Annotated in this window: 20 protein-coding genes; 11 read left to right on the forward strand and 9 right to left on the reverse strand. The window is 66.1% G+C overall.

From position 1 onward, the window contains the following. Positions 1 to 85: 85 nt before the first annotated feature. Positions 86 to 1,111, reverse strand: coding sequence for an HTH-type transcriptional regulator GntR (gntR, locus tag AC3WOH_RS33220; protein ID WP_492233598.1), 1,026 nt, complete (start codon positions 1,109 to 1,111; stop codon positions 86 to 88). A gap of 203 nt (positions 1,112 to 1,314) precedes the next feature. On the opposite strand from gntR, the gene AC3WOH_RS33225 reads away from it, so the two are divergent. The 4 genes from AC3WOH_RS33225 to AC3WOH_RS33240 all read left to right on the forward strand — a co-directional run bounded on the left by AC3WOH_RS33225 (position 1,315) and on the right by AC3WOH_RS33240 (position 4,713). Beyond that, positions 1,315 to 1,809, forward strand: coding sequence for a gluconokinase (locus AC3WOH_RS33225; protein ID WP_492233623.1), 495 nt, complete (start codon positions 1,315 to 1,317; stop codon positions 1,807 to 1,809). Continuing rightward, positions 1,806 to 2,336, forward strand: a complete 531-nt coding sequence (locus AC3WOH_RS33230) for a TRAP transporter small permease (RefSeq protein WP_492233599.1) — start codon at positions 1,806 to 1,808, stop codon at positions 2,334 to 2,336. Before AC3WOH_RS33225 ends, AC3WOH_RS33230 begins: the two co-directional genes overlap by 4 nt. 5 nt (positions 2,337 to 2,341) lie before the next feature. After that, entirely contained in the window at positions 2,342 to 3,637 is a 1,296-nt protein-coding gene (locus tag AC3WOH_RS33235) for a TRAP transporter large permease (RefSeq protein WP_492233600.1), read from the forward strand. 62 nt (positions 3,638 to 3,699) lie between these two features. After that, the gene (locus AC3WOH_RS33240) at positions 3,700 to 4,713 is read left to right on the forward strand and encodes a TRAP transporter substrate-binding protein (RefSeq protein WP_492233601.1); all 1,014 of its coding nucleotides are present in this window, start codon (positions 3,700 to 3,702) and stop codon (positions 4,711 to 4,713) included. Between the two features lie 95 nt (positions 4,714 to 4,808). On the opposite strand, the gene AC3WOH_RS33245 is transcribed toward AC3WOH_RS33240, so the two are convergent. The 3 genes from AC3WOH_RS33245 to AC3WOH_RS33255 all read right to left on the reverse strand — a co-directional run bounded on the left by AC3WOH_RS33245 (position 4,809) and on the right by AC3WOH_RS33255 (position 5,724). Continuing rightward, on the reverse strand, positions 4,809 to 5,102 hold the full coding sequence (locus AC3WOH_RS33245; RefSeq protein WP_492233602.1) for a DUF4148 domain-containing protein: 294 nt from the start codon (positions 5,100 to 5,102) through the stop codon (positions 4,809 to 4,811). A gap of 78 nt (positions 5,103 to 5,180) precedes the next feature. Continuing rightward, complete coding sequence (locus AC3WOH_RS33250; RefSeq protein WP_492233603.1) at positions 5,181 to 5,474, reverse strand: DUF4148 domain-containing protein; 294 nt, start codon at positions 5,472 to 5,474, stop codon at positions 5,181 to 5,183. Between the two features lie 31 nt (positions 5,475 to 5,505). Next, a complete protein-coding gene (locus AC3WOH_RS33255; protein ID WP_492233604.1) occupies positions 5,506 to 5,724 on the reverse strand; it encodes a hypothetical protein in 219 nt (72 codons plus the stop codon). A gap of 199 nt (positions 5,725 to 5,923) precedes the next feature. Here AC3WOH_RS33255 and AC3WOH_RS33260 point away from each other — a divergent pair, with 199 nt between their 5' ends. Next, positions 5,924 to 6,361, forward strand: coding sequence for a CBS domain-containing protein (locus AC3WOH_RS33260; protein WP_184865463.1), 438 nt, complete (start codon positions 5,924 to 5,926; stop codon positions 6,359 to 6,361). A gap of 80 nt (positions 6,362 to 6,441) precedes the next feature. Here the strand turns inward: AC3WOH_RS33260 and AC3WOH_RS33265 are convergent, their stop codons facing one another. The 4 genes from AC3WOH_RS33265 to AC3WOH_RS33280 form a co-directional block, all read right to left on the reverse strand. Further along, on the reverse strand, positions 6,442 to 7,269 hold the full coding sequence (locus AC3WOH_RS33265) for an ABC transporter ATP-binding protein (protein WP_184865464.1): 828 nt from the start codon (positions 7,267 to 7,269) through the stop codon (positions 6,442 to 6,444). Continuing rightward, positions 7,266 to 8,198 (reverse strand): nitrate ABC transporter permease, encoded by a 933-nt coding sequence (ntrB, locus tag AC3WOH_RS33270; protein WP_492233605.1) that lies wholly within the window; start codon positions 8,196 to 8,198, stop codon positions 7,266 to 7,268. Before ntrB ends, AC3WOH_RS33265 begins: the two co-directional genes overlap by 4 nt. 53 nt (positions 8,199 to 8,251) lie before the next feature. Continuing rightward, on the reverse strand, positions 8,252 to 9,496 hold the full coding sequence (locus tag AC3WOH_RS33275) for a CmpA/NrtA family ABC transporter substrate-binding protein (RefSeq protein ID WP_492233606.1): 1,245 nt from the start codon (positions 9,494 to 9,496) through the stop codon (positions 8,252 to 8,254). Between the two features lie 421 nt (positions 9,497 to 9,917). After that, positions 9,918 to 10,544 carry an ANTAR domain-containing response regulator gene (locus tag AC3WOH_RS33280; RefSeq protein WP_184865467.1) on the reverse strand — a complete coding sequence of 209 codons (627 nt, stop codon included), beginning with the start codon at positions 10,542 to 10,544 and terminating at the stop codon, positions 9,918 to 9,920. Positions 10,545 to 10,750: 206 nt separating this feature from the next. Between AC3WOH_RS33280 and AC3WOH_RS33285 the strand changes: the two genes are divergently transcribed. The 3 genes from AC3WOH_RS33285 (at position 10,751) to AC3WOH_RS33295 (ending at position 13,966) form a co-directional block, all read left to right on the forward strand. Then, positions 10,751 to 11,911, forward strand: a complete 1,161-nt coding sequence (locus tag AC3WOH_RS33285; protein ID WP_492233607.1) for a branched-chain amino acid ABC transporter substrate-binding protein — start codon at positions 10,751 to 10,753, stop codon at positions 11,909 to 11,911. A 118-nt stretch (positions 11,912 to 12,029) separates the two neighbouring features. Next, a complete protein-coding gene (cysC, locus tag AC3WOH_RS33290) occupies positions 12,030 to 12,575 on the forward strand; it encodes an adenylyl-sulfate kinase (protein ID WP_492233608.1) in 546 nt (181 codons plus the stop codon). Between the two features lie 242 nt (positions 12,576 to 12,817). Next, positions 12,818 to 13,966 carry a hypothetical protein gene (locus tag AC3WOH_RS33295; protein ID WP_492233609.1) on the forward strand — a complete coding sequence of 383 codons (1,149 nt, stop codon included), beginning with the start codon at positions 12,818 to 12,820 and terminating at the stop codon, positions 13,964 to 13,966. A gap of 10 nt (positions 13,967 to 13,976) precedes the next feature. Here the strand turns inward: AC3WOH_RS33295 and AC3WOH_RS33300 are convergent, their stop codons facing one another. Beyond that, the gene (locus AC3WOH_RS33300; protein ID WP_492233610.1) at positions 13,977 to 15,311 is read right to left on the reverse strand and encodes a phenylacetate--CoA ligase family protein; all 1,335 of its coding nucleotides are present in this window, start codon (positions 15,309 to 15,311) and stop codon (positions 13,977 to 13,979) included. An 82-nt stretch (positions 15,312 to 15,393) separates the two neighbouring features. Between AC3WOH_RS33300 and tsaD the strand changes: the two genes are divergently transcribed. From tsaD to AC3WOH_RS33315, 3 genes are all read left to right on the forward strand, one after another. Next, positions 15,394 to 16,446 (forward strand): tRNA (adenosine(37)-N6)-threonylcarbamoyltransferase complex transferase subunit TsaD, encoded by a 1,053-nt coding sequence (gene tsaD, locus AC3WOH_RS33305; protein WP_492233611.1) that lies wholly within the window; start codon positions 15,394 to 15,396, stop codon positions 16,444 to 16,446. A 148-nt stretch (positions 16,447 to 16,594) separates the two neighbouring features. Continuing rightward, complete coding sequence (locus AC3WOH_RS33310; protein WP_492233612.1) at positions 16,595 to 18,148, forward strand: bluetail domain-containing putative surface protein; 1,554 nt, start codon at positions 16,595 to 16,597, stop codon at positions 18,146 to 18,148. A 22-nt stretch (positions 18,149 to 18,170) separates the two neighbouring features. Then, positions 18,171 to 19,748, forward strand: coding sequence for a bluetail domain-containing putative surface protein (locus tag AC3WOH_RS33315; RefSeq protein WP_492233613.1), 1,578 nt, complete (start codon positions 18,171 to 18,173; stop codon positions 19,746 to 19,748). Positions 19,749 to 19,755: the final 7 nt, after the last annotated feature.

Genomic DNA, 19,755 nt, shown 5'->3' on the forward strand with positions numbered 1-19,755 from the left:
CAAACAAGCCGTCTGCTGAGCGCCTGCAACTTAAAGCGGGGGGCTTTCGGTGGCAAGCGGTGAATTTCAACAGCCTGTTAGTGCCCTACGTGCTTTCGCGCACGGTCAGCTCGAAACCCAAATTCACCGAGTTGTGCTCGAGTGCCTCGCCGCGCATCAGGGCCAGCAGCATGCGCGCGCTGGCCTCGCCGATCGAGGAGCGCGGCGTGCGCACGGTGGTCAGGGTGGGCAGCATCTGGTCGCTGCCGGCCAGGTCGTTGAAGCCCGCCACCGCCACCCGGCCCGGCACGGCGATGCCCAGGCGCTGGGCTGCCAGCAGGCCACCCTGGGCCAGGTCGTCGTTGCAAAAGAAGATCGCGTCCACGTCGGGCTGGGTGCGCAGCATCTGCTCGAACAGCTCGGCCCCCAGGCGAATGGACGAGGGCTGCGGGCTCAGCAACTCCAGCTGTGGGTCGTACAGACCGGCTTCCTTGAGGCAGCGGCGGTAGCCTTCGGCGCGCTGCATGGTGCGCGGGTCCAGTTGCGCCGCGACAAAGGCCACGCGGCGGCGGCTGCGCTCCAGCAGGTGGGCGGTGATGCGGTGGCCCGCGTCCTGCTGCGAAAAGCCCACGCAATAGACGCCGGGGGCCGAGGTCATCTCCATCAGGTGCACGCAGGGCACGCCGCTGGCGGCAATCATCTGGCGCGCGGACTCCGTGCGGTCAAAGCCCGTGACCAGCAGGCCGGCCGGCCGGTGCGCGAGGTAGGTGCGCAGCAGCTGCTCCTCCTCGTCGGGGTCGTAGTGGGTCACGCCGATCAGGGCCTGGTAGCCATGCGGAAAGAGGATGCGGTGCACGGCATCGAGCACATCCACGAACAGCGCGTTGGACAGCAGGGGCACGAGCACCGGCACCTGCACGCTGCGCTGCGAGGCCAGGGCGCGGGCCGCGGGGTCGGGCACATAGCCCAGTTGGGCGGCGGCCGCCTTCACGCGCTGCACCAGCTCGTCGGCCACGCCGCGCTCGCCGCGCAGCGCGCGCGAGGCGGTGATGGGGCTCACGCCGGCCGCCTCGGCAACATGGCTGAGCGTGACGCGCCCGCTGGAGCGGCGCCGGGTTTCGGGTCTGGGCAAGGGTTTTCCCTCGGGTGGTTATGGCCTGATGGATTTAGGATAGCGCTATCCAAGGGCCAGAGCAAGCCAGCGCGTGCGCTAGTGTGTCATTTTCTCCTTGGATTCCCGTTTTTTCACCGCCATCCCGCAGGGATGTTTTTTTGAAGCTTGTTGGATAGCGCTACCATATGAACCGTTCGCCGTCACCGGTATTCCTCGTGGTCATGGGCGTGGCCGGCTGCGGCAAGTCCAGCCTGGGCGCCGCCGTCGCCCAGGCCCAGGGCCTGCCCCTGATCGAAGGGGATGACCACCACAGCCTGGTCAGCCGCGAGAAGATGCGCCAGGGCATCGCCCTGACCGACGCCGACCGCGAAGGCTGGCTGGCCACGCTGGGCCAGCTGCTGCAGGGCCACGCCGGGGGCGCCGTGCTCACCTGCTCGGCCCTCAAGAAGGCCTACCGCGAGCGCCTGCGCGCCGCCTGCCCCGGCGTGCGCTTCGCCTTCCTGGAGATCGACCGCGCCCATGCCGCCGAACGCGTGGCCGCCCGGGTGAACACCCACTTCTTTTCCACGACACTGGTGGACAGCCAGTTCGCCACGCTGGAATCGCCCGTGGGCGAGCCCGGCGTGCAGCGCCTGGATGCGCTCTTGCCCATCGCCACCCTGCAGGACCAGGTCTGTGCCTGGCTTGCCACCGCCCACCAGGAAACCGCCCCATGAGTGCCGACAACTCCCTTCCCGATCCCGGCCCGGCGCCGGCCTCGCTCAGTCCCTTTGCCAAAGTGGCGCAGGTGCTCATGGCGGCCTGCCTGGGCGTCATGGCCCTCGCTGTGTTTGTCAACGTGGTGCTGCGCTATGGCTTTGGCAGCGGCATCGTGGCCAGTGAGGAGCTGTCCCGCCTGCTCTTCGTCTGGATGGTGTTCATCGGTGCCGCGGCCGCCTACCCCGCGGGCGAGCACATGGCCTTCACCAGCCTGGCGGGGCTCCTGGCCAGGCGGCCGCTGGCCTTTGCACTGCTCACGGCGCTGATTCGCCTACTCGTGATCGCCGCCTCCGCCATGCTGGCCTGGGGCGCCTGGCAGCAGGTGGTCGTGGGCCTGGGCAGCCATTCGGTGGTGCTCGGCTATTCCGCCGCGCTGCTGCCGCTGCCCGCCTTTTTGTGCTCGGTGGCCATCGCTGTGATGGCGTTCATCGAGCTGGTTCGACGCACGCCGCTGGACCTCGGTCACGGCGCAGAAGTGGAGTGATGGACATGGGTCCCGAAGCACAGGCTTTCATTGTTTTCTCGCTGGGCATGCTGGTGTTCATGGGCACGGGCATGAACATGGGTCTGGCCCTGGTGCTCACCGGCGCCGGCATGGCCTGGGTGCTCGATTTCTTCGACACGCAACTGCTGGCCCAGAACCTCGTGGCCGGGGTCGACAGCTTCCCCCTGCTGGCCGTTCCGTTTTTCATCCTGGCCGGTGAGCTCATGAACTCCGGCGGCATCAGCCGGCGCATCATCGACATGGCGCAGGCCTGGGTGGGCCACATCCGTGGCGGCCTGGGCTACGTGGCCATCGGCGCCGCGGTGCTCATGGCCAGCATGAGCGGATCGGCCCTGGCCGACACGGCCGCGCTGGCCACCATCCTGCTGCCCATGATGCGCCAGCAGGGCTACCCGATGAACACCTCGGCCGGGCTGATCGCCTCGGGCGGGATCATCGCGCCCATCATTCCGCCGTCCATGCCCTTCGTGATCTACGGTGTGACCACCAATACCTCCATCTCGGCACTGTTCGTCTCGGGCATCGTGCCCGGATTGATGATGGGCGTGGGCCTGATCTTTGCGTGGCGCTGGGTGCTGCGCGGCATGGACCTGCCCGACAGCCGGCCCGCGCTGCCCCTGCGCGAGCGCCTGCGCGCCACCCTCAAGGCCTTCTGGGCCATGCTCATGCCGCTGATCATCATCGGCGGCATGAAGTCCGGGGTGTTCACGCCCACCGAGGCGGCCGTCGTCGCAGCCTTCTACGCCCTGGTGATCGCCCTGTTCGTGCACCGCGAGATGAAGGTGCCCGAGATCTACGGCGTGCTCGTGCGCGCCGCCAAGACCACGGCCATCGTGATGTTCCTGTGCGCCGGCGCCCAGGTGGCCAGCTACATGATCACCCTGGCCGACCTGCCCACCGTGCTGACCGGCTGGCTCGGCCCGCTGGTGGACAACCCGCGCCTCTTGATGGCGGTGATGATGGTGGTGCTGGTGCTCATCGGCACGGCGCTGGACCTCACGCCCACCATCCTGATCTTCGCGCCCGTGATGCTGCCGATCGCGGTCAAGGCGGGGATCGATCCGATCTACTTCGGCCTGATGTTCGTGCTCAACGGCGCCATCGGCCTGATCACCCCGCCCGTGGGCACGGTGCTCAACGTGGTGGCCGGGGTGGGCCGCATCTCGATGCACAGCGTCATCAGGGGCGTCAACCCGTTCCTCATCACCTATGTGTTCATCCTGGCGCTGCTGGTGGTGTTCCCGCAGATCGTGACCGCGCCCGTCCACTGGATGAGGTGAGCCGTCCTGAATTGATGTCCTTCCCTTTGTTCCCTCCCTCCCTCACCACAATGGAGACAACCATGAAGACTTTCCGCCGTACCCTGCTGGCCGCCCTGTCGGTGGCCGCCTTCGCCACCTCGTTCCAGGCCGCCGCCCAGGACTTCAAGCCGCGCATCATCCGCTTTGGCTATGGCCTCAACGAGGTGTCCAACCAGGGCCGCGCCACCAAGCTGTTCGCCCAGGAGGTCGAGAAGGCCTCGGGCGGCAAGATGAAGGTGCGCGCCATCGGCGCCGCTGCGCTGGGTTCGGACCTGCAGATGCAGCAGGCACTGATCGGCGGCGCGCAGGAGATGATGGTCGGCTCCACCGCCACGCTGGTGGGCATCACCAAGGAAATGGCGATCTGGGACACACCCTTCCTGTTCAACAACGCCAAGGAGGCCGACGTGGTGCTCGACGGCCCCGTGGGCCAGAAGGTGATGGACAAGCTGCAGGAAAAGGGCCTCGTGGGCCTGGTGTACTGGGAGAACGGTTTTCGCAACCTGACCAACAGCAAGCGTCCCGTGGCCAAGCTCGAAGACATGAGCGGCATCAAGCTGCGCGTGATGCAGAACAACGTGTTCCTCGACAGCTTCAAGACCCTGGGCGCCAACGCCGTGCCGCTGCCGTTCTCGGAGCTGTTCACCGCGCTGGAAACCAACACGGTCGATGGCCAGGAGAACCCTTACAACACCATCCTGTCGAGCAAGTTCTACGAGGTGCAGAAGTACCTGACCGTGACCAACCACGTCTACAGCCCCTGGATCGTGCTGGTCAGCAAGAAGTACTGGGATGGCCTCTCCAAGGCCGAGCAGAAGGTGCTGCTCGACGCCGCCAAGAAGAGCCGCGACTTCGAGCGCCAGGACACGCGTGACGAAGCCGCCAAGGCGCTGGCCGACCTCAAGGCCAAGGGCATGCAGGTCAACGAGCTGTCGTCTGCCGAAGCCAGCCGCATGCGCGAGAAGCTTGGCGCCGTGAACGCCAGCATCGCCACCAATGTGGGCGAAGACCTGTGGAAGGAAGTGCAGGGCGCCGTGGCGGCCGCACGCAAGTAAGCACGATCCATCTTCCAGACGGCAAAAAGCCGGCGCCCCTTGCGGGGCGCCGGCTTTTTTTGCATGGGCTGCAGTGCGGGCTGCAGCCTGGCGGATTACATCGAGCCGAGTTCGCCCGACGAGATCTTGCCGGTGCGCACAGCGTCGGCGGCCTGGGCTTGCACGGCAGCGCGGTCGGCGGTCGATTGGTAGGACACGACGCGCGAGCCGGCTGGCTCGGTGCTGCGGGTCTTGGCCACGGTGGCGGCGTCGGCCATCACTTCGGCGCGGGTGCGGGTGGTGTCGAACTTGGTGGCGAACTGGGAGGCATCGGCCTCATCGGCCTGGGCACCAAAGGAGGCGAAAGCGGCAACGGCGGCAATCGACAGAAAGCGTGCGGTGGTGTTCATGGTGAAACTCCTGTGAAGTATCAAAAAATGAAGACGAGGTACTGCTGAATACGGGGCTGATCGCAAACTGGATGCGAGTTACAGCGAGCCGATTTCGCCGGCAGGGATCTGGCCGGTGCGCACGGCGTTGGCGGCCTGGGCGCTCACGGCAGCGCGGTCGGCGGTGGAGCTGTAGCTCACCACGCGGGAGCCAGCGGGCTCCAGGCTGCGGGTCTTGGCGATCGAAGAGGCTTCGGCCATCACTTCGGCGCGGGTGCGGCTGGTGTCGAACTTGGTGGCGAATTGCGAAGCGTCGGCTTCGTCAGCCTGGGCACCGAACGATGCGAAAGCGGCAACAGCGGCGATGGAGAGGAAGCGTGCGGTCGTGTTCATGATGAAATCCTTTGGCAGTAAAAAAAGCGTCTCAAAAAAACCGGAACGGCTGCGATGCAAACAAGCTGCTGAACCGGGTTCGGTGAGTCGCCTTGCGGGTTCGGCTCATCGATGGGTTGAACTGTACGCCTGGGGTGTTCAATGAAAAACCACTCAGTCGCCAATTAACTGTTCCGGTATCAGAAACAATCCACAGAGTCCCTGCGGTGTCCAGCAGGCTTGTTCCCGAGAGAGCCAGCGCGTTGAACATGGGTGTATCGTGCCGGGTTAACCCGTAGCGGGGGTCTCGTCGCGGTTTCGTTTCTTTTCGATTTGTTTCGACCGCCGGGCAATGCAACAGCGCAGAAACATCAGTGGCGCGCGCGCATGCTGCTTAGCGGTTGCGCTGGCAGGGCAGATGGGCTGAAATGGCCGTGTGCCCGATCCACGTCTCTCAGAGGGAGGTTTCCATGACCGTCGTAGCCAAGATTCTTCAGTCCAAGCCTGACACCACCGTGCACACCATCCGGCCCACCGACTCGGTGCTCTCGGCCCTGCAGCTGATGGCCGACAAGGGCATCGGTGCGCTGGTGGTCACCGAGGGGGACGCCATCGTGGGCATCTTCACCGAGCGCGACTATGCGCGAAAGATCGCGCTCCTGGGCCGCACCTCGGCCGCCACGCTGGCGCGCGACGTGATGACCACGGCCGTGCGCTTCGTGCGGCCCGACCAGTCGAGCGAGCAGTGCATGCAGATCATGAGCACCGGCCGCCTGCGCCACCTGCCCGTGGTGGACAACGGCAAGCTCGTGGGCATGATCTCCATCGGTGACCTGGTCAAGGACATCATCTCCGAGCAGAAATTCATCATCGAACAGCTGGAGCAGTACATCACAGGCACGCACTGAGCCTGCAAAAAAGGCGCTGACCGGGGCCGGCCAGCGCCTTGGGCGCGTGTGCTTGCGGCCGCGCCTCGCGGCGCGGGGTGTCAGGCTGCCTTCTCGACGTGCCCCTGGCGCGTGTAGAGAAAATCGATCACCGCCTTGCGGTAGTGCACGTACTGCGGGTCTTCGGCCAGCTCCACGCGCTTGCGCGGGCGCGGCAGGTCGACCTGCAGCACCTCGCCGATGGTGGCGGCAGGGCCGTTGGTCATCATCACGATCTTGTCGGACAGCAGCACGGCCTCGTCCACGTCGTGCGTCACCATGACCACGGTGCTCTGTGTGCGCGCCACGATCTCCAGCAGCTCGTCCTGCAGCTTGGCGCGCGTGAGGGCGTCCAGGGCGCCGAAGGGCTCGTCCATCAGCAGCACCTGGGGCTCCATCGACAGGGCGCGGGCGATGCCCACGCGCTGCTTCATGCCGCCCGAGATCTCGCCGGGGCGTTTCTGGCCTGCATGCGTCAGGCCCACCAGGGCCAGCGCGGCATCGGTGCGGGCCTTGAGCTGGGCCTTGTTCTCGCGGCCGCCGAACACCCGCTCCACGGCCAGGTAGATGTTGTCGAAGCAGGTCAGCCAGGGCAGCAGCGAGTGGTTCTGGAACACCACGGCGCGCTCGGGGCCGGGGCCCTTGATCTCCTTGTTGGCGCACAGCAGGGCGCCGGCCGTGGGCGTGGTCAGGCCGGCGATCAGGTTCAGGAGCGTCGACTTGCCGCAGCCCGAGTGGCCGATCAGGGCCACGAACTCGCCCTTGGCGATGGTCAGGTGGATGTCCCTGAGCGCCGGGAACAGGCCCTTGGCGGTCTTGAAGGTCTGCTCGACCCCGTGAACCTCGATGAACTTCGTGGAATGGGATGCGTGTGCTGCGGTGGTGTTCATGCCTTCACCTCTTCGAATGTGAATGCGGTGGCCAGCTTGATGAGCGCAAACTCCAGCGCCAGCCCCACGATGCCGATCACGAAGATCGCGATGATGATGTTCTTGACGTTCAGGTTGTTCCATTCGTCCCAGACCCAGAAGCCGATGCCCACGCCGCCGGTCAGCATCTCGGCGGCCACGATCACCAGCCAGGCCGTGCCCACGGCCAGGCGCACGCCGGTCAGCATGTAGGGCAGCACGGCGGGGAACAGGATCTTGGTGGCGATCTTCCACTCCGACAGGTTGAGCACGCGGGCCACGTTCATGTAGTCCTGCGGCACGCGCTGCACACCGACGGCGGTGTTGATGACCATGGGCCAGATGGAGCAGATGAAGATGGTCCAGATGGCCGCCGGGTTGGCGCCCTTGAACACCAGCAGGCCGATGGGCAGCCAGGCCAGCGGCGAGACCGGGCGCAGCAGGCTGATCAGCGGGTTGAACATGCACGACAGGAAGGAAAAGCGCCCGATCACGAAGCCGGCGGGAATGCCCACCAGCGCCGCCAGCCCGAAGCCCACGGCCACGCGTTCCAGTGACATCAGCACGTTCCAGCCCACGCCCTGGTCATTGGGGCCGTTGCGGTAGAACGGGTTGCTGAAGATCTCCACGGCCTGCGTCCAGGTTTCACGCGGGCTGGGGATGTTGCCGCCGGTGGTGGTGGAGACCACGGCCCACAGGCCGATGAGCAGGCCCAGGCCGCACAGCGGCGGCAGCACGGCCATCCAGAAGCTGCGCGAGAGCGCGGCCCAGTCGCGCGGGGAGCGGGTTGCGGGTGCGCTGGCGGGGGCTGGCTTGCGGGCCTCGGCCTGCACGGCCGTGCTGCGGGCAGGCGCTGCCGCGGCATCGGCCGGCAGTGCGGCGGGAGGGGAGTGGAAAACGGCACTGACCATGGTGGATCTCCTGTGCGGGTGGGAACGTGGGGCGATCGGGTGGCGGTGGATGCTCAGGCCTTGAGCTTGAAGCTGTCGGCGTACTTGGCGGGGTCCTTGCCGTCCCAGACCACGCCGTCCACGAGCTTGTGCGTGCGCATCTCGCTCTTGGGCAGCGGCGTCTTGGAGGCGGTGGCCGCCTGCTTGTAGACATCGGTGCGGTTGATGGCCTTGGCCACGCCGGCATAGTCGGGGTGGTCCTTGAGCAGGCCCCAGCGCTTGTGCTGGGTCAGGAACCACATGCCGTCCGACAGGTAGGGGAAGTTCACCGCGCCGTCGTTGTAGAACTTCATGTGGTTGGGGTCGTCCCAGGTCTTGCCCATGCCGTCCTGGTAGCGGCCCAGGATGCGCTGGTTGATGGCATCCACACCGGTGTTCACGTAGGCCTTGCCGGCAATGGTCTCGGCCATCTTGTTCTTGTTGGCCAGGCCTTCGTCGATCCAGCGGCCGGCCTCCAGGATGGCGGCGGTCACGGCGCGTGCCGTGTTGGGGTATTTCTGCACGAACTCCGAGGTCGTGCCCAGCACCTTCTCGGGGTGGTCTTTCCAGATGTCCTGGGTGGTGGTGGCGGTCACGCCGATGCCGTCCATGATGGCGCGGTGGTTCCAGGGCTCGCCCACGCAGAAGCCGTCCATGTTGCCCACGCGCATGTTGGCTACCATCTGCGGTGGCGGCACGGTGATGACCTTGGCGTCCTTCATCGGGTCGATGCCGTGTGCAGCCAGCCAGTAGTACAGCCACATGGCGTGCGTGCCCGTGGGGAAGGTCTGGGCAAAGGTGTATTCGCGCTTCTCGCTGGCCATCAGCTTGGCCAGGCCGGCGCCATTGACGGCACCCTTGTCGGCCAGCTTCTTAGACAGCGTGATGGCCTGGCCGTTGTGGTTCAGATTCATCAGCACGGCCATGTCCTTCTTGGGGCCGGCAATGCCCAGGTGCACGCCATACACCAGGCCGTAGAGCACGTGGGCGAAGTCCAGTTCGCCGTTGACCAGCTTGTCGCGCACACCGGCCCAACTGGCTTCCTTGGTGGGGATGATGGTCACGCCGTATTTCTTGTCGATGCCCAGCACCGAGGCCATCACCACGCTGGCGCAATCGGTCAGCGGGATGAAGCCGATCTTCACTTCCTTCTTCTCGGGCGCGTCCGAGCCCTGTGCATGCACGAGGGCGCGCAGGGCGGGGCTCACGCCGACGGCACCCACGGTGGCGGCCTGCAGCACGGTGCGGCGGTTGAGACTGGTTTTGAGCAGATCGGTCATGGTTGCTTCCCTGGTGGCTTGAAAAACAAAAAAGGCGTCCCCCCGGCGCCGGGCTGCTGCAACTTCAAAAAGAAAGTCACGCAGTGCCAAGCGCGGGTGGGGACGCCTCTGTCCGGTGGCGAGGGGTACCCGCCCGCCATTGGATGGATACCGCTCATCGAAGACCTTCGTTGGTCTTGTCCCGGTAATGCAAGCGCCGTGCCAGCCTTCTTGCTCGCCATGTTGCTATGTTTTTGATAGCGAAGAAGCCTTGTTTCAAAGGAGTTTCTGGCAGATGCACCATGGGGATGCAGGCGCCATGCACCGGGTTCGACTGCACAGGTGTTGTGCGGTGCACCATCGCGGGCATGCGCAGTGCGGTGGGCGGGCAGGAGTGGTGCGCCGCGCGTTGGCGGCGTCGCGCGCGATGCCCGCGGGGCTGTCAGCCCAGCAGATCGGCCACGTCGAGCATGCGCTGTGCGACGTCGACCAGCTTGAGGCCCTTGTCCATGGCCGTCTTGCGCAGCTTCTCGTACGCGGCCTGCTCGGTCAGGCCCTGGCGCTCCATCAGCAGGCCCTTGGCGCGGTCGATGGTCTTGCGGTCCTTGAGTTCGGTCTTGGCGTCGGCGAGCTCGGCACGCAGTGCCTGCTCGTGCTGGAAGCGCGCCATCGCCACGTCCAGGATGGGGCGGATGCGCTGGGGCGCCAGCCCGGCCACGATGTAGGCCGACACGCCGGCGGCCACCGCTGCTTTCACGTGCGAGGTGTCCTCGTCGTTGGTGAACATGACGATGGGGCGGCGCTCGTTGCGCGTGGCCATCACCACGTGTTCCAGCGCATCGCGGGCCTCGCTCTCGGCGTCCACGATGATGAGGTCGGGCTGCAATTGGGCCAGTCGCTCGCTCAGGAACACATCCGCCGGCAGTGTAGCCACTAGGTTGAAGTTGTTTTCCAGCAGGCCGATGCGCAGCGCCCGCGAGCGCTCTGCCTGCAGCAGGGCGTGCTCGTCATCGGGGTCGGTGACCGCCAGATCGGGGGCGACCACCACTATGCGCAAGGCCTCGTTCATGCCGTCAGCATAGCAAGATTTACGCCACAAATTGGTGCGCCGGGCTGGTGCAGACCGGGGTCTACCCTGGTTTTGGCGGGCCGCTGGCGGCGGGGGCCTGAAACTTGCTAATAGAGTGTGTATTGGGAGGGCATACCCGATAGCGCCTCTTTGCGGCGTCGCATATACATCCGGTCACATTGACACACTGATATGGAGTTTCCTGCATGAACCTGCCCATCGACCGGCGCCGATTCTCGGCCAGCCTGGCCTTCTCCGCCGTGGCCGCCACCGCCTTGCTGGCGGGCTGCGGCAAAGTGCCCGACACCATCAAGATCGGGGTGGCCCAGCCCCTGAGCGGCCCCCTGGCCGCCCTGGGCCAGGATTTGCTCAACGGGGTGAACCTGGCCGTGGCCGAGCTCAACAAGGGCGGCTACACCGTGGACGGCAAGCGCGTGACCCTGGAAGTGGTCTCGGTGGACGACAAGGCCGACGCCGCCACCGGCAAGACCGTGGCCCAGCAGCTGGTGGATGCCGGCGTGGTGGCGGTCATCGGCCACCTGAATTCGGGCGTGAGTATCGAGACCGCTCCCATCTACGCGGCCAAGGACATCCCGCAGATCGCCATCTCCACCAACCCCAAGTTCACGCAGCTGGGCTTTCCCACCACCTTCCGCATGGTGGCCAACGACACCCTGCAGGCGCGGGCCATCGGCTCGTTCGCGGCCACGCAGCTGGGCGCCAGCCGCTATGCCGCGCTCGACGACGGCACCCCCTATGGCAAGGGCCTGGCCGACGGCGCGGCCGAGCAGCTCAAGGCCGAAAAGCGCGAGGTCGTGGTGCGCAAGTCCTTCGACGACAAGACCACGGACTTCGAGGCCCTGGCCGGCGAGCTCAAGGCCGCCCGGGTGGAGGTGATCGTCTCCACGCTCAACGACTTCCAGGCCATCGCCCTGCTGGAGGCCCTGCGCAAGGCGGGCCACACCAAGGTGCGCCTGCTGGGCGGTGACACCATCAAGACCACCGACATGGCCAAGGGCGCGGGCATCGTGGAAGGCATCTACGCCACCTCGCCGGTGCTGGAGGCCAAGGAATTCACCACCGGCAAGCCTTTCCTCGAAAAGTACGTGGCCGAGTTCAAGAAGGCCCCGGCCTATGGCGGCCACTACAGCTACGACAGCACCTACGTGCTGTCCGCCGCGATCCAGAAGGCCAAGTCCGCCGCGCCCAAGGACATCACCAAGGCCATGCACAGCATCAACGGCTATGCCCCGGTGATCGGCACCATGACCTGGGACGACAAGGGTGAGCAGCGCTACGGCGCCGTGGGCGTGTACGAGCTGCGCGGTGGTGGGTGGGAACTGCGCATGCGCTCGGACCGCTGGTAAGAAGGGAGGGCCCGGGGAGGCCGGGGTGCCACTTTCGGTGCCTGGCAGGGCCGTGGCTGGCATACAGTAGGAGCACAAGCACCTTGTTGACTCCCCCCCGCCCACGCAGGAGCCCTGTTTGACCGCCCCTCTCGTCTATTGGATCACCGGCCTGCCGGCCGCAGGCAAGACCACCCTGGCCACCGCGCTGGCCGATGCCCTCCAGCAGGCCGGTGGCCGGGCCTGCGTGCTCGACGGCGATGAGCTGCGCAAGGGCCTGTGCTCGGACCTGGGGCTGTCGGCCGCCGACCGGGCCGAGAACATCCGCCGCGCCGGGGAGGTGGCGCGCCTGATGGCCCACAACGGCCTGACCGTGGTGTGCGCCTTTGTCTCCCCCTTCGAGGCAGACCGCCAGCGCGTGCGTGCCCTGTTTGCGCCCGGCGAATTCCATGAGATCCACCTGAGCACGCCCGTGGAAGAATGCGCCCGCCGCGACCCCAAGGGCCTGTACGCGCGTGCCAGGGCCGGGCTGATCACCGGCCTGACCGGCTTGGATGGGGCCTACGAGGTGCCAGGCGCACCCGAATCGCGCTTCGACACCCAGACCACGCCCCTCTCGTCCATGGTGCAGCAGCTGCTGGCGGCGCGCAGGGCGCAGCAGGCTGGCCTGCGCTCACAGGTGTAACGCTCGGATCTTTACCGGAACTTCCCGGAGGATCGTCCCTCAGAGTCTCGCCCCGTGTGCCTGGCGCTGCGGGGCGCGCCTGCACCTGTCGGCTCCACCCGCATGGCGGAGCTTGTAAAAAAGTTATTTTTTATAATCGAATGGTGAAGTGCCCTTGCGAACGCCGCGAGCCTGGTTCTCGTGGCGTTCAGGGGGCGCTTCTTTTTTGGGCTGTCCGTCGTCTGTTCCTGGAGTGGTTTTCAATGCGGTTTCTGCTTGTTCTGTGCCTTTCTGTGCTGGCCCCGTGGGCCCACGCCGCCAATTTCGTCTCGCTGCACCAGTCGGCGCTCAAGATCGCGCTGCCACCGGCCGCCGGCACCTACAACTACACCTTCGACAGCAAGATCGGTTTCAAGCAGCAGTACGCGCCCGAGGGGGTCACAGGCTGCGCCATCGGCTATGCCACGGGCGGCTGCGCCTTCCCTGGCGGTGGATCGCTGGCGCTGCCCGAGTTCACCAACTACCAGCTGCAGTACAAGGAATTCAAGGTCTTCATCCCTGCAGGCACCCGCTCGTTCATGTTCTCGGGCTATGCGCCCCAGCGCACCGAAGCGGCCTTTGCACTGCGCTACGGCGCGGCACCGGTGCGCGAAGCGGCCCTGAGCGCCGCGGAGTACGCCAACGTGCAGGCCACCGAGCACATCGACACCACGTTCGCGCGCCTGGTCAACGAGCCGGGTGACGACCACCTGGTGGTGCATGACGGCGGTGGCACGGTGCGCTTCGTCGGCGGGCAGCTCGATGCGAACAAGGGCAGCACGAGCCAGGGCAACTGGCTCTACATCCGCCAGATCAACGGCAGTCCGCTGTACGACGTGCAGGGCGCCATCGACGTGGACATGGCCCGGTACGCGGCCGGCTATGCGGCGATCACCTGGACCAGCTCGACCTACCCCGACCCGGTGGAGGGCCCGAGCCCTGCCGTGGGCACCAGCAGCACCACGGACCAGCAGGCGAGCGGCCAGGCCTCGGCGGTCGCCACGGTGTCGACGGCCGTGCTGTCCACGGCCGGCCAGCCGCTGCAACTGGGCATCACCCTGGCGCAGGCTGCCGCCGACGTCACAGCCAACCCCAAGATCAGCGCCTGGGTGGCGGCGCGCATTCCGGCCACGGGCTCCACGCCAGACCTGTGGTTCTTCCGCAAGGGCGATGGCACCTGGACCAGCCAGGTGCCGGCAGACACCGAGGGCATTGCCTTTGCGAGCCAGGTGACCAACGCTGCCACGCTGCAGTTCAAGCCCTCGCTGGACTTCACCGAAGCCGAGATGCGGGCAGCCAATGTCGAGGTCTACTTCGGCTACCGGGCCGGCAGCGCTGCCTTTGTGAACAAGGGCAAGGTCTGGCCGCAGTAAGCAAGCGCAGTCAGGTCGGGCTGGCGGGTGTGAAGAGGCGGTCCACGCGCTCGAACTCCTCGCGCTTGCGCCCGGCAGGCCAGTCGATGCGCTCCAACTGCTCCACATGCAGCGGCAGGTCGGCCATGCCATTGGCGGCGAACACGGCACGCACGGCGGCGTGTTCGCCGGCCGTGAGCGCCTGGGGCGCCTCGATCTGCAGCTGCAGCGTGCCGTCCGCGTACTGGCGCATGCGAAACGCGCGGATGGATTCGATGCGGCCCAGTTCATCACCCAGAAAGGGCATGGGCAGGGGCCCCCGTGCGGTGTGCACCAGGTGCCGGGTGCGGCCGCCCATGCGCGCGATCACAGGCAACACCATGCCGCAGCCGCAGGTCGGGCCCCACTCGGCGATGTCGCCCAGCTCGTAGCGCAGGATGGGCATGGCAAAGCTGTGCAGGCTGGTCACCAGCACCCGGCCCGACACACCCACAGGGCAGGGGCTGCCGTCGTCATCTACGATCTCCATGAGCGTGGTCGCGCCCAGCAGGTGCAGGTGTTCGTGCGTGGGGCACTGCAAGGCGATCCAGCCCGTCTCCTCGCAGGAGTAGCGGTCGATGATGGTTGCGCCAAAGGCCTGCCGGCACAGGGCGCGCTGGGCCGGTGTGACGCGCTCGGACTGCGAGATCACCTGCCGGATGGACAGCTGCACGCCGCGCGCAAGCGCCATGCGCGCCAGTTCGGCCGCGGCAAACGGGCTGCACTTGAGGTAGTCGGGTTGCTCCTGCAGCAGCCACTCGAGGTGCGATTCCATGCCGTGCTGGGTGATATTGCGCAGCACGCAGGGGCCGCGCAGACCCATGGCGGCGTACATGTCGCCCCAGGTGTCCTGCGTGCCATCGGTGAGGCCCGTGCCCAGCACGGCGATCTTGCCTCGGGCATCGCGCTGGTGCCACTGGGCTTCGAGCCAGGAAATGGCCGCATACAGGGGCGAGTACATGGCGCTGGCTTTTTCCACACGCACTGGCTCGCCAGTGGAGCCCGAGGTGACGGAGGCGGCCACATCCTCGTCCCTGAGCCCGGGCCAGCGCGCACGGGCGTCGGCAAAGTGCGCCTGCAGGTCGGCGCGCGTGAGCACAGGCAGGCGGGCTAGCACCGTGTGCGGCGATGCAGGCCAGCCGGCCGCTTCCAGCCGCTGGCGCCAGAAGGGCGAATGCTGGTGGGCATGGCGCATCAGCGTGTGCAGCTGGCGCTGCTGCAGGGCCTGGTACTCGGCGGGCGCCACGCGCTCCCAGGCGCGTACCTGCTGGGCCATGAGCAGCATCTGCGCCGTCTGGGGCGAATGGAAGTGGAGGGCGTCGGCCATGGAGGGGCGGGAGGCGTGCAGTGCGTGGGGTTGTCCGATTGTGGCGCCTCGCGGCGGGCGCAGGGCCTCTACACTTGAGGGCATGACGTTGTTGATACTGGGCATTGAGTCTTCCTGCGATGAAACCGGCGTGGCCCTGGTGGAGACGCGCACGGACGGCCAGGTGCCCGCACTGCTGTCGCATGCGCTGCACAGCCAGATCGAAATGCACCAGGCCTATGGCGGCGTGGTGCCCGAACTCGCCAGCCGCGACCACATCCGTCGCGTGCTGCCCCTGGCGACCCAGGTGCTGGGCGAATCGGGCAAGCACCTGGCCGATGTGGACGTGGTGGCCTATACGCGTGGCCCGGGCCTGGCCGGCGCGTTGCTGGTGGGCGCGGGCGTGGCTTGCGCCCTGGGTGCGTCTTTGGGCAAGCCCGTGCTGGGCGTGCACCACCTCGAGGGGCACCTGCTCTCGCCTTTTTTGAGCGCCGACCCGCCCGAGTTCCCCTTCGTCGCGCTGCTGGTCTCCGGCGGCCATACCCAGCTCATGCGTGTGGACGGCGTGGGCCACTACGAGATTTTGGGCGAAACCATCGACGACGCGGCCGGCGAGGCCTTCGACAAGTCGGCGAAGCTCATGGGCCTGGGCTACCCCGGCGGGCCTGCACTGTCGAAATTGGCCGAGCAGGGCGACCCTGCAGCCTTCAAGCTGCCGCGCCCGCTGCTGCACAGCGGCGACCTGGATTTCTCGTTCGCGGGCCTGAAGACCGCCGTGCTCACCCAGGCGAAGAAGCTCGGCGATGAACTCGAACCCCGCAAGGCCGACCTGGCCGCCAGCACCGAGGCCGCCATCGTCGAGGTGCTGGTGAAGAAGACCCTGGCGGCCATCAAGCAGACCGGCATGAAGCGCGTGGTCGTGGCCGGCGGCGTTGGCGCCAACCGCCACCTGCGCAAACAGCTCAACGAAGCCTGCGCCAAAAACAAGGTGCGCGTGCACTACCCCGAGCTGCACCTGTGCACCGACAACGGCGCCATGATCGCCATGGCCGCTGCGATGCGCCTGGAGTCGGGGCAGCAGCAGGCCTCGACCGAATACGCGTTTGATGTGAAGCCGCGCTGGCCGCTGGATTCGATCACGGCTGCAACCGCTTGAGCTGCGGCGTGCAGTGAAGCCCGCGTGCACGGGCTTCACTGGAAGCGTTTCATATTGGGTTGCAAAATGTTTTTATGTGATTGTTGACACACGGCGCTGTCGTGCCTGCCCCTAGGCTCCACGCATCTTTGTTGCCATGGAGTTTGTGATGCCTCAGACCATCTTCCTGGACCAGGCCGTTACCATATTGAACAGGGCGTTCAACGATGTGTCCCCCTCCTATGCCATGTTCAGCACCCAAGAGGCGCAACTCGTCTCTCTCGGGAGCAGCGCTTTCGCTCTGCAGTTCGGGACCAGCTTTGCGAGCCTGACGGAGGACGAGCTGTCCACCAAGATCCTGGGCAATCTCGGGGTGTTGCCCAATGCCGGTCTGCAAGCAGCCGTCAAGGACTATCTGGTTTCCGTAGGCAAGGCCAACGTCGGCATCGTTGCCCTGCAATTGGGCGATATCTTGTCGCGCCTTGAGAATGCCACGGGCGACATGGCTGGGTACAAGGCCGCCGCGGTGGCATGGAATGCCGAACTGGAGGCTTCGTTCCTGTATTCAGCCAATCCCGCCAACGTCGTGCCGTCACCCGCGGGCCCCATCGGCGACTTTGGCCGAACCTTGTCGCTGACAGCAGGCGATGACACCATCTCTTCCGCGCAGACCAGCAACTGGGGTGACACGATCCTGGCCCCTCTCAGTGGCATGTTGTCCAGTGCCGATTCCATCGATGGCGGCTTGGGCATCGACACCCTCAAGGCGACCCTGGCGGCAGACTCGTCCGTGGCGCCCACGCTCCAGAGCGTCGAAAAGGTGTTCATCACCGCGGGTGCAGGGGCCGAGTTCAGCGCAGCCGGTGCGACCGGGCTGGCGGAACTGCGGGTCGATGCCGCCGCTGGCCCCGCCTCCTTCTCCGGGGTGGGCCTGGCTACCGCCGTCGGTGTCCAGAACTCCGGCGCGGGGGGCGCATTGACCGTGCAGTTTGCGGGCGCCAGCGGACCGGCCGATTCCGCCAAGATCGTGTTCGCAGACGCTGCGGGCAACGACGAAATCATCGTCGCTGGCGTTGAGACCTTGCATGTACAGAGCACGGCAGGCAGCGTGGCGGCCACCACGACCAACCATGCCCGCATCACTGCTGCGCAGGCGGAGAAGATCGTGATCAGCGGCGTCCAGTCCCTGACCACCACCGTGTCGGGCGCCAAGCTGTCTGTGATCGACGCCTCGGGGATGTACATGGCGGCCCTGGACCTGACGCTTTCCGGAACCCAGGGGGTTTCCATTGCGTTGAACTCGCTGGCCGTGCACAAAGTCACCCTGGGTGCTGGCGCAGATACAGTGTCCATCGCCGGCCTGGCGGGCATGACGGCCCAGAACATGGACATCAGCACCTCGGCCACGCTGGCCGCTTCGGCCATCGAGGTGGCTGGTTTCCAGAGCGGTACCGATGTGCTCCAACTGGCCAGTGCCAGCATTGCGGCCAAGGCCGCGCCCGGCAATGCCGAGTTGGCAAGCATCGCAGCATCTTCCTCACTGCTGGTCGCAGCAACCCTGGCCGCCACCACGGCGGGCGCCAACAAGGCCATTGCCTTTCGCTATGGGGCAGACACCTACATCCTCGTGAACGACGGGGCGGCTGCGCTGGGTGAAAACGACAGCCTGATCAAGCTGACCGGAGTGACGGCCTTGGCCGATGCCTCGTGGACCTCGGCCTGATCGGTCTTTTACGGAGCTTTTGATGGCACAGAATTTTCTCGATGAGCCCTACGTCGTCACGACGATCCTGAACCGGGTGTTCAATGACCAGTCGCCTTCCTACACGGTGTACAACAACCAGTTGGCCTGGGTTGCTGCGAACGGTGTTCAGGCTTTCGCGTTGTCGTTCGGTGCGGGCTTTGCCGGTATGACAGAAGATGCCCTGTCCACCAAGCTTCTGGGCAACCTGGGCGTGCTGCCCAACGCGGGCCTGCAGAACGCCTTGCGGGATTACCTCGAAGCGGTGGGCAAGGCCAATGTCGGCATCGTCGCCCTGCAACTGGGCCAGATCCTATCGGGGCTGGAACATGCCACGGGCGACCAGGCCGTGTTCAATGCGGCAGCGGTAGCTTGGAACAAGGAACTGGTGGACTCCTACCATTACTCCAGCAATCCTGCCAACACCGGCTATACCGGGGGGGAGCCTGAGATGCCTGTCACGGGCATCACCATTGTGCTGACGTCCGGCGACGATGCGGTATCGCCGGCAGCGACCGAGGCCAAATTCAAGACCACGGCCAACAACGACACCATTCTTGCGCGCACGGCGGGGCTTCTTTCGACGGCCGACGCGATCGATGGCGCTGCGGGTGTCGACACGCTGATCGCGACCCTGGCCGCTGGCAGCACGGTGGCTCCACAACTGCGCAACATCGAGAAAATCTTCATCACCGCAGGATCGGGGGCCGCATTTGATGCCCACAGTGCCTCCGGCCTGCAGGAACTCCGGATCGATGCTGCCGAGGGCCCGGCCACGTTCTCGGGTGTCCAACTGGACACCGTCGTAGGCATCCAGAACTCCCTGGCCGGCGGTGCCTTGACAGTGAACTTCACCGGCGCTTCAGGCCCGGCGGATTCCGCCCATGTCGTGCTGGCCGATGCCACGGGCCATGACGAGATCATCGTGGCGAACGTCGAATTCCTGACCGTGAAAAGCACCGCCGGCACGGTGGCCGCCACCACGGCCAACCAGGCCAAGATCAGTGCGGCCCAGGCGCAAGGGATCGTCATCCTCGGCGACCAGGCCTTGACCACCACGGTGACCGGCGCGCAGGTGACCGGGGTCGATGCAACGGCACTGACCAAGGCCCTGGGGCTGACGCTCGCAGGCTCGAATGGCGTTGTCGTGTCGCTCAACGCCCAGGCTGCGCACACGATCAACCTGGGTGCCGGTGCCGACACCGTGAAAATCATCGGCCTGGCAGGCACTGAGGCCAAAGACCTCAACCTCAGCACGGCGGCCACGCTGGCTGCTTCGGCCATCGAAGTGTCCGGCTTTGCCAGCGGCACCGACTCGATCCAACTGGATGGCGCCAAGGCAACGGCCAAGGCGGCACCCGGCGCCACGGACCTTGCCAGCATTGCTGCATCGGCTTCGCTGTTGGAAGCCGCGTTGTTGGCTGCCACCACGGCAGGCGCCAACAAGGCCATCTCTTTTCGCTACGGTGCGGACACCTACATCCTGGTGAACGACTCCGCGGCTGCACTGGGTGTGAACGACAGCCTGGTCAAGCTGACTGGCGTGACGGCGCTGGCTGAAACCTCATGGACCTCGGCCTGATCGGCCG

This window comes from Acidovorax sp. FW305-C-20-28 (assembly GCF_058783375.1).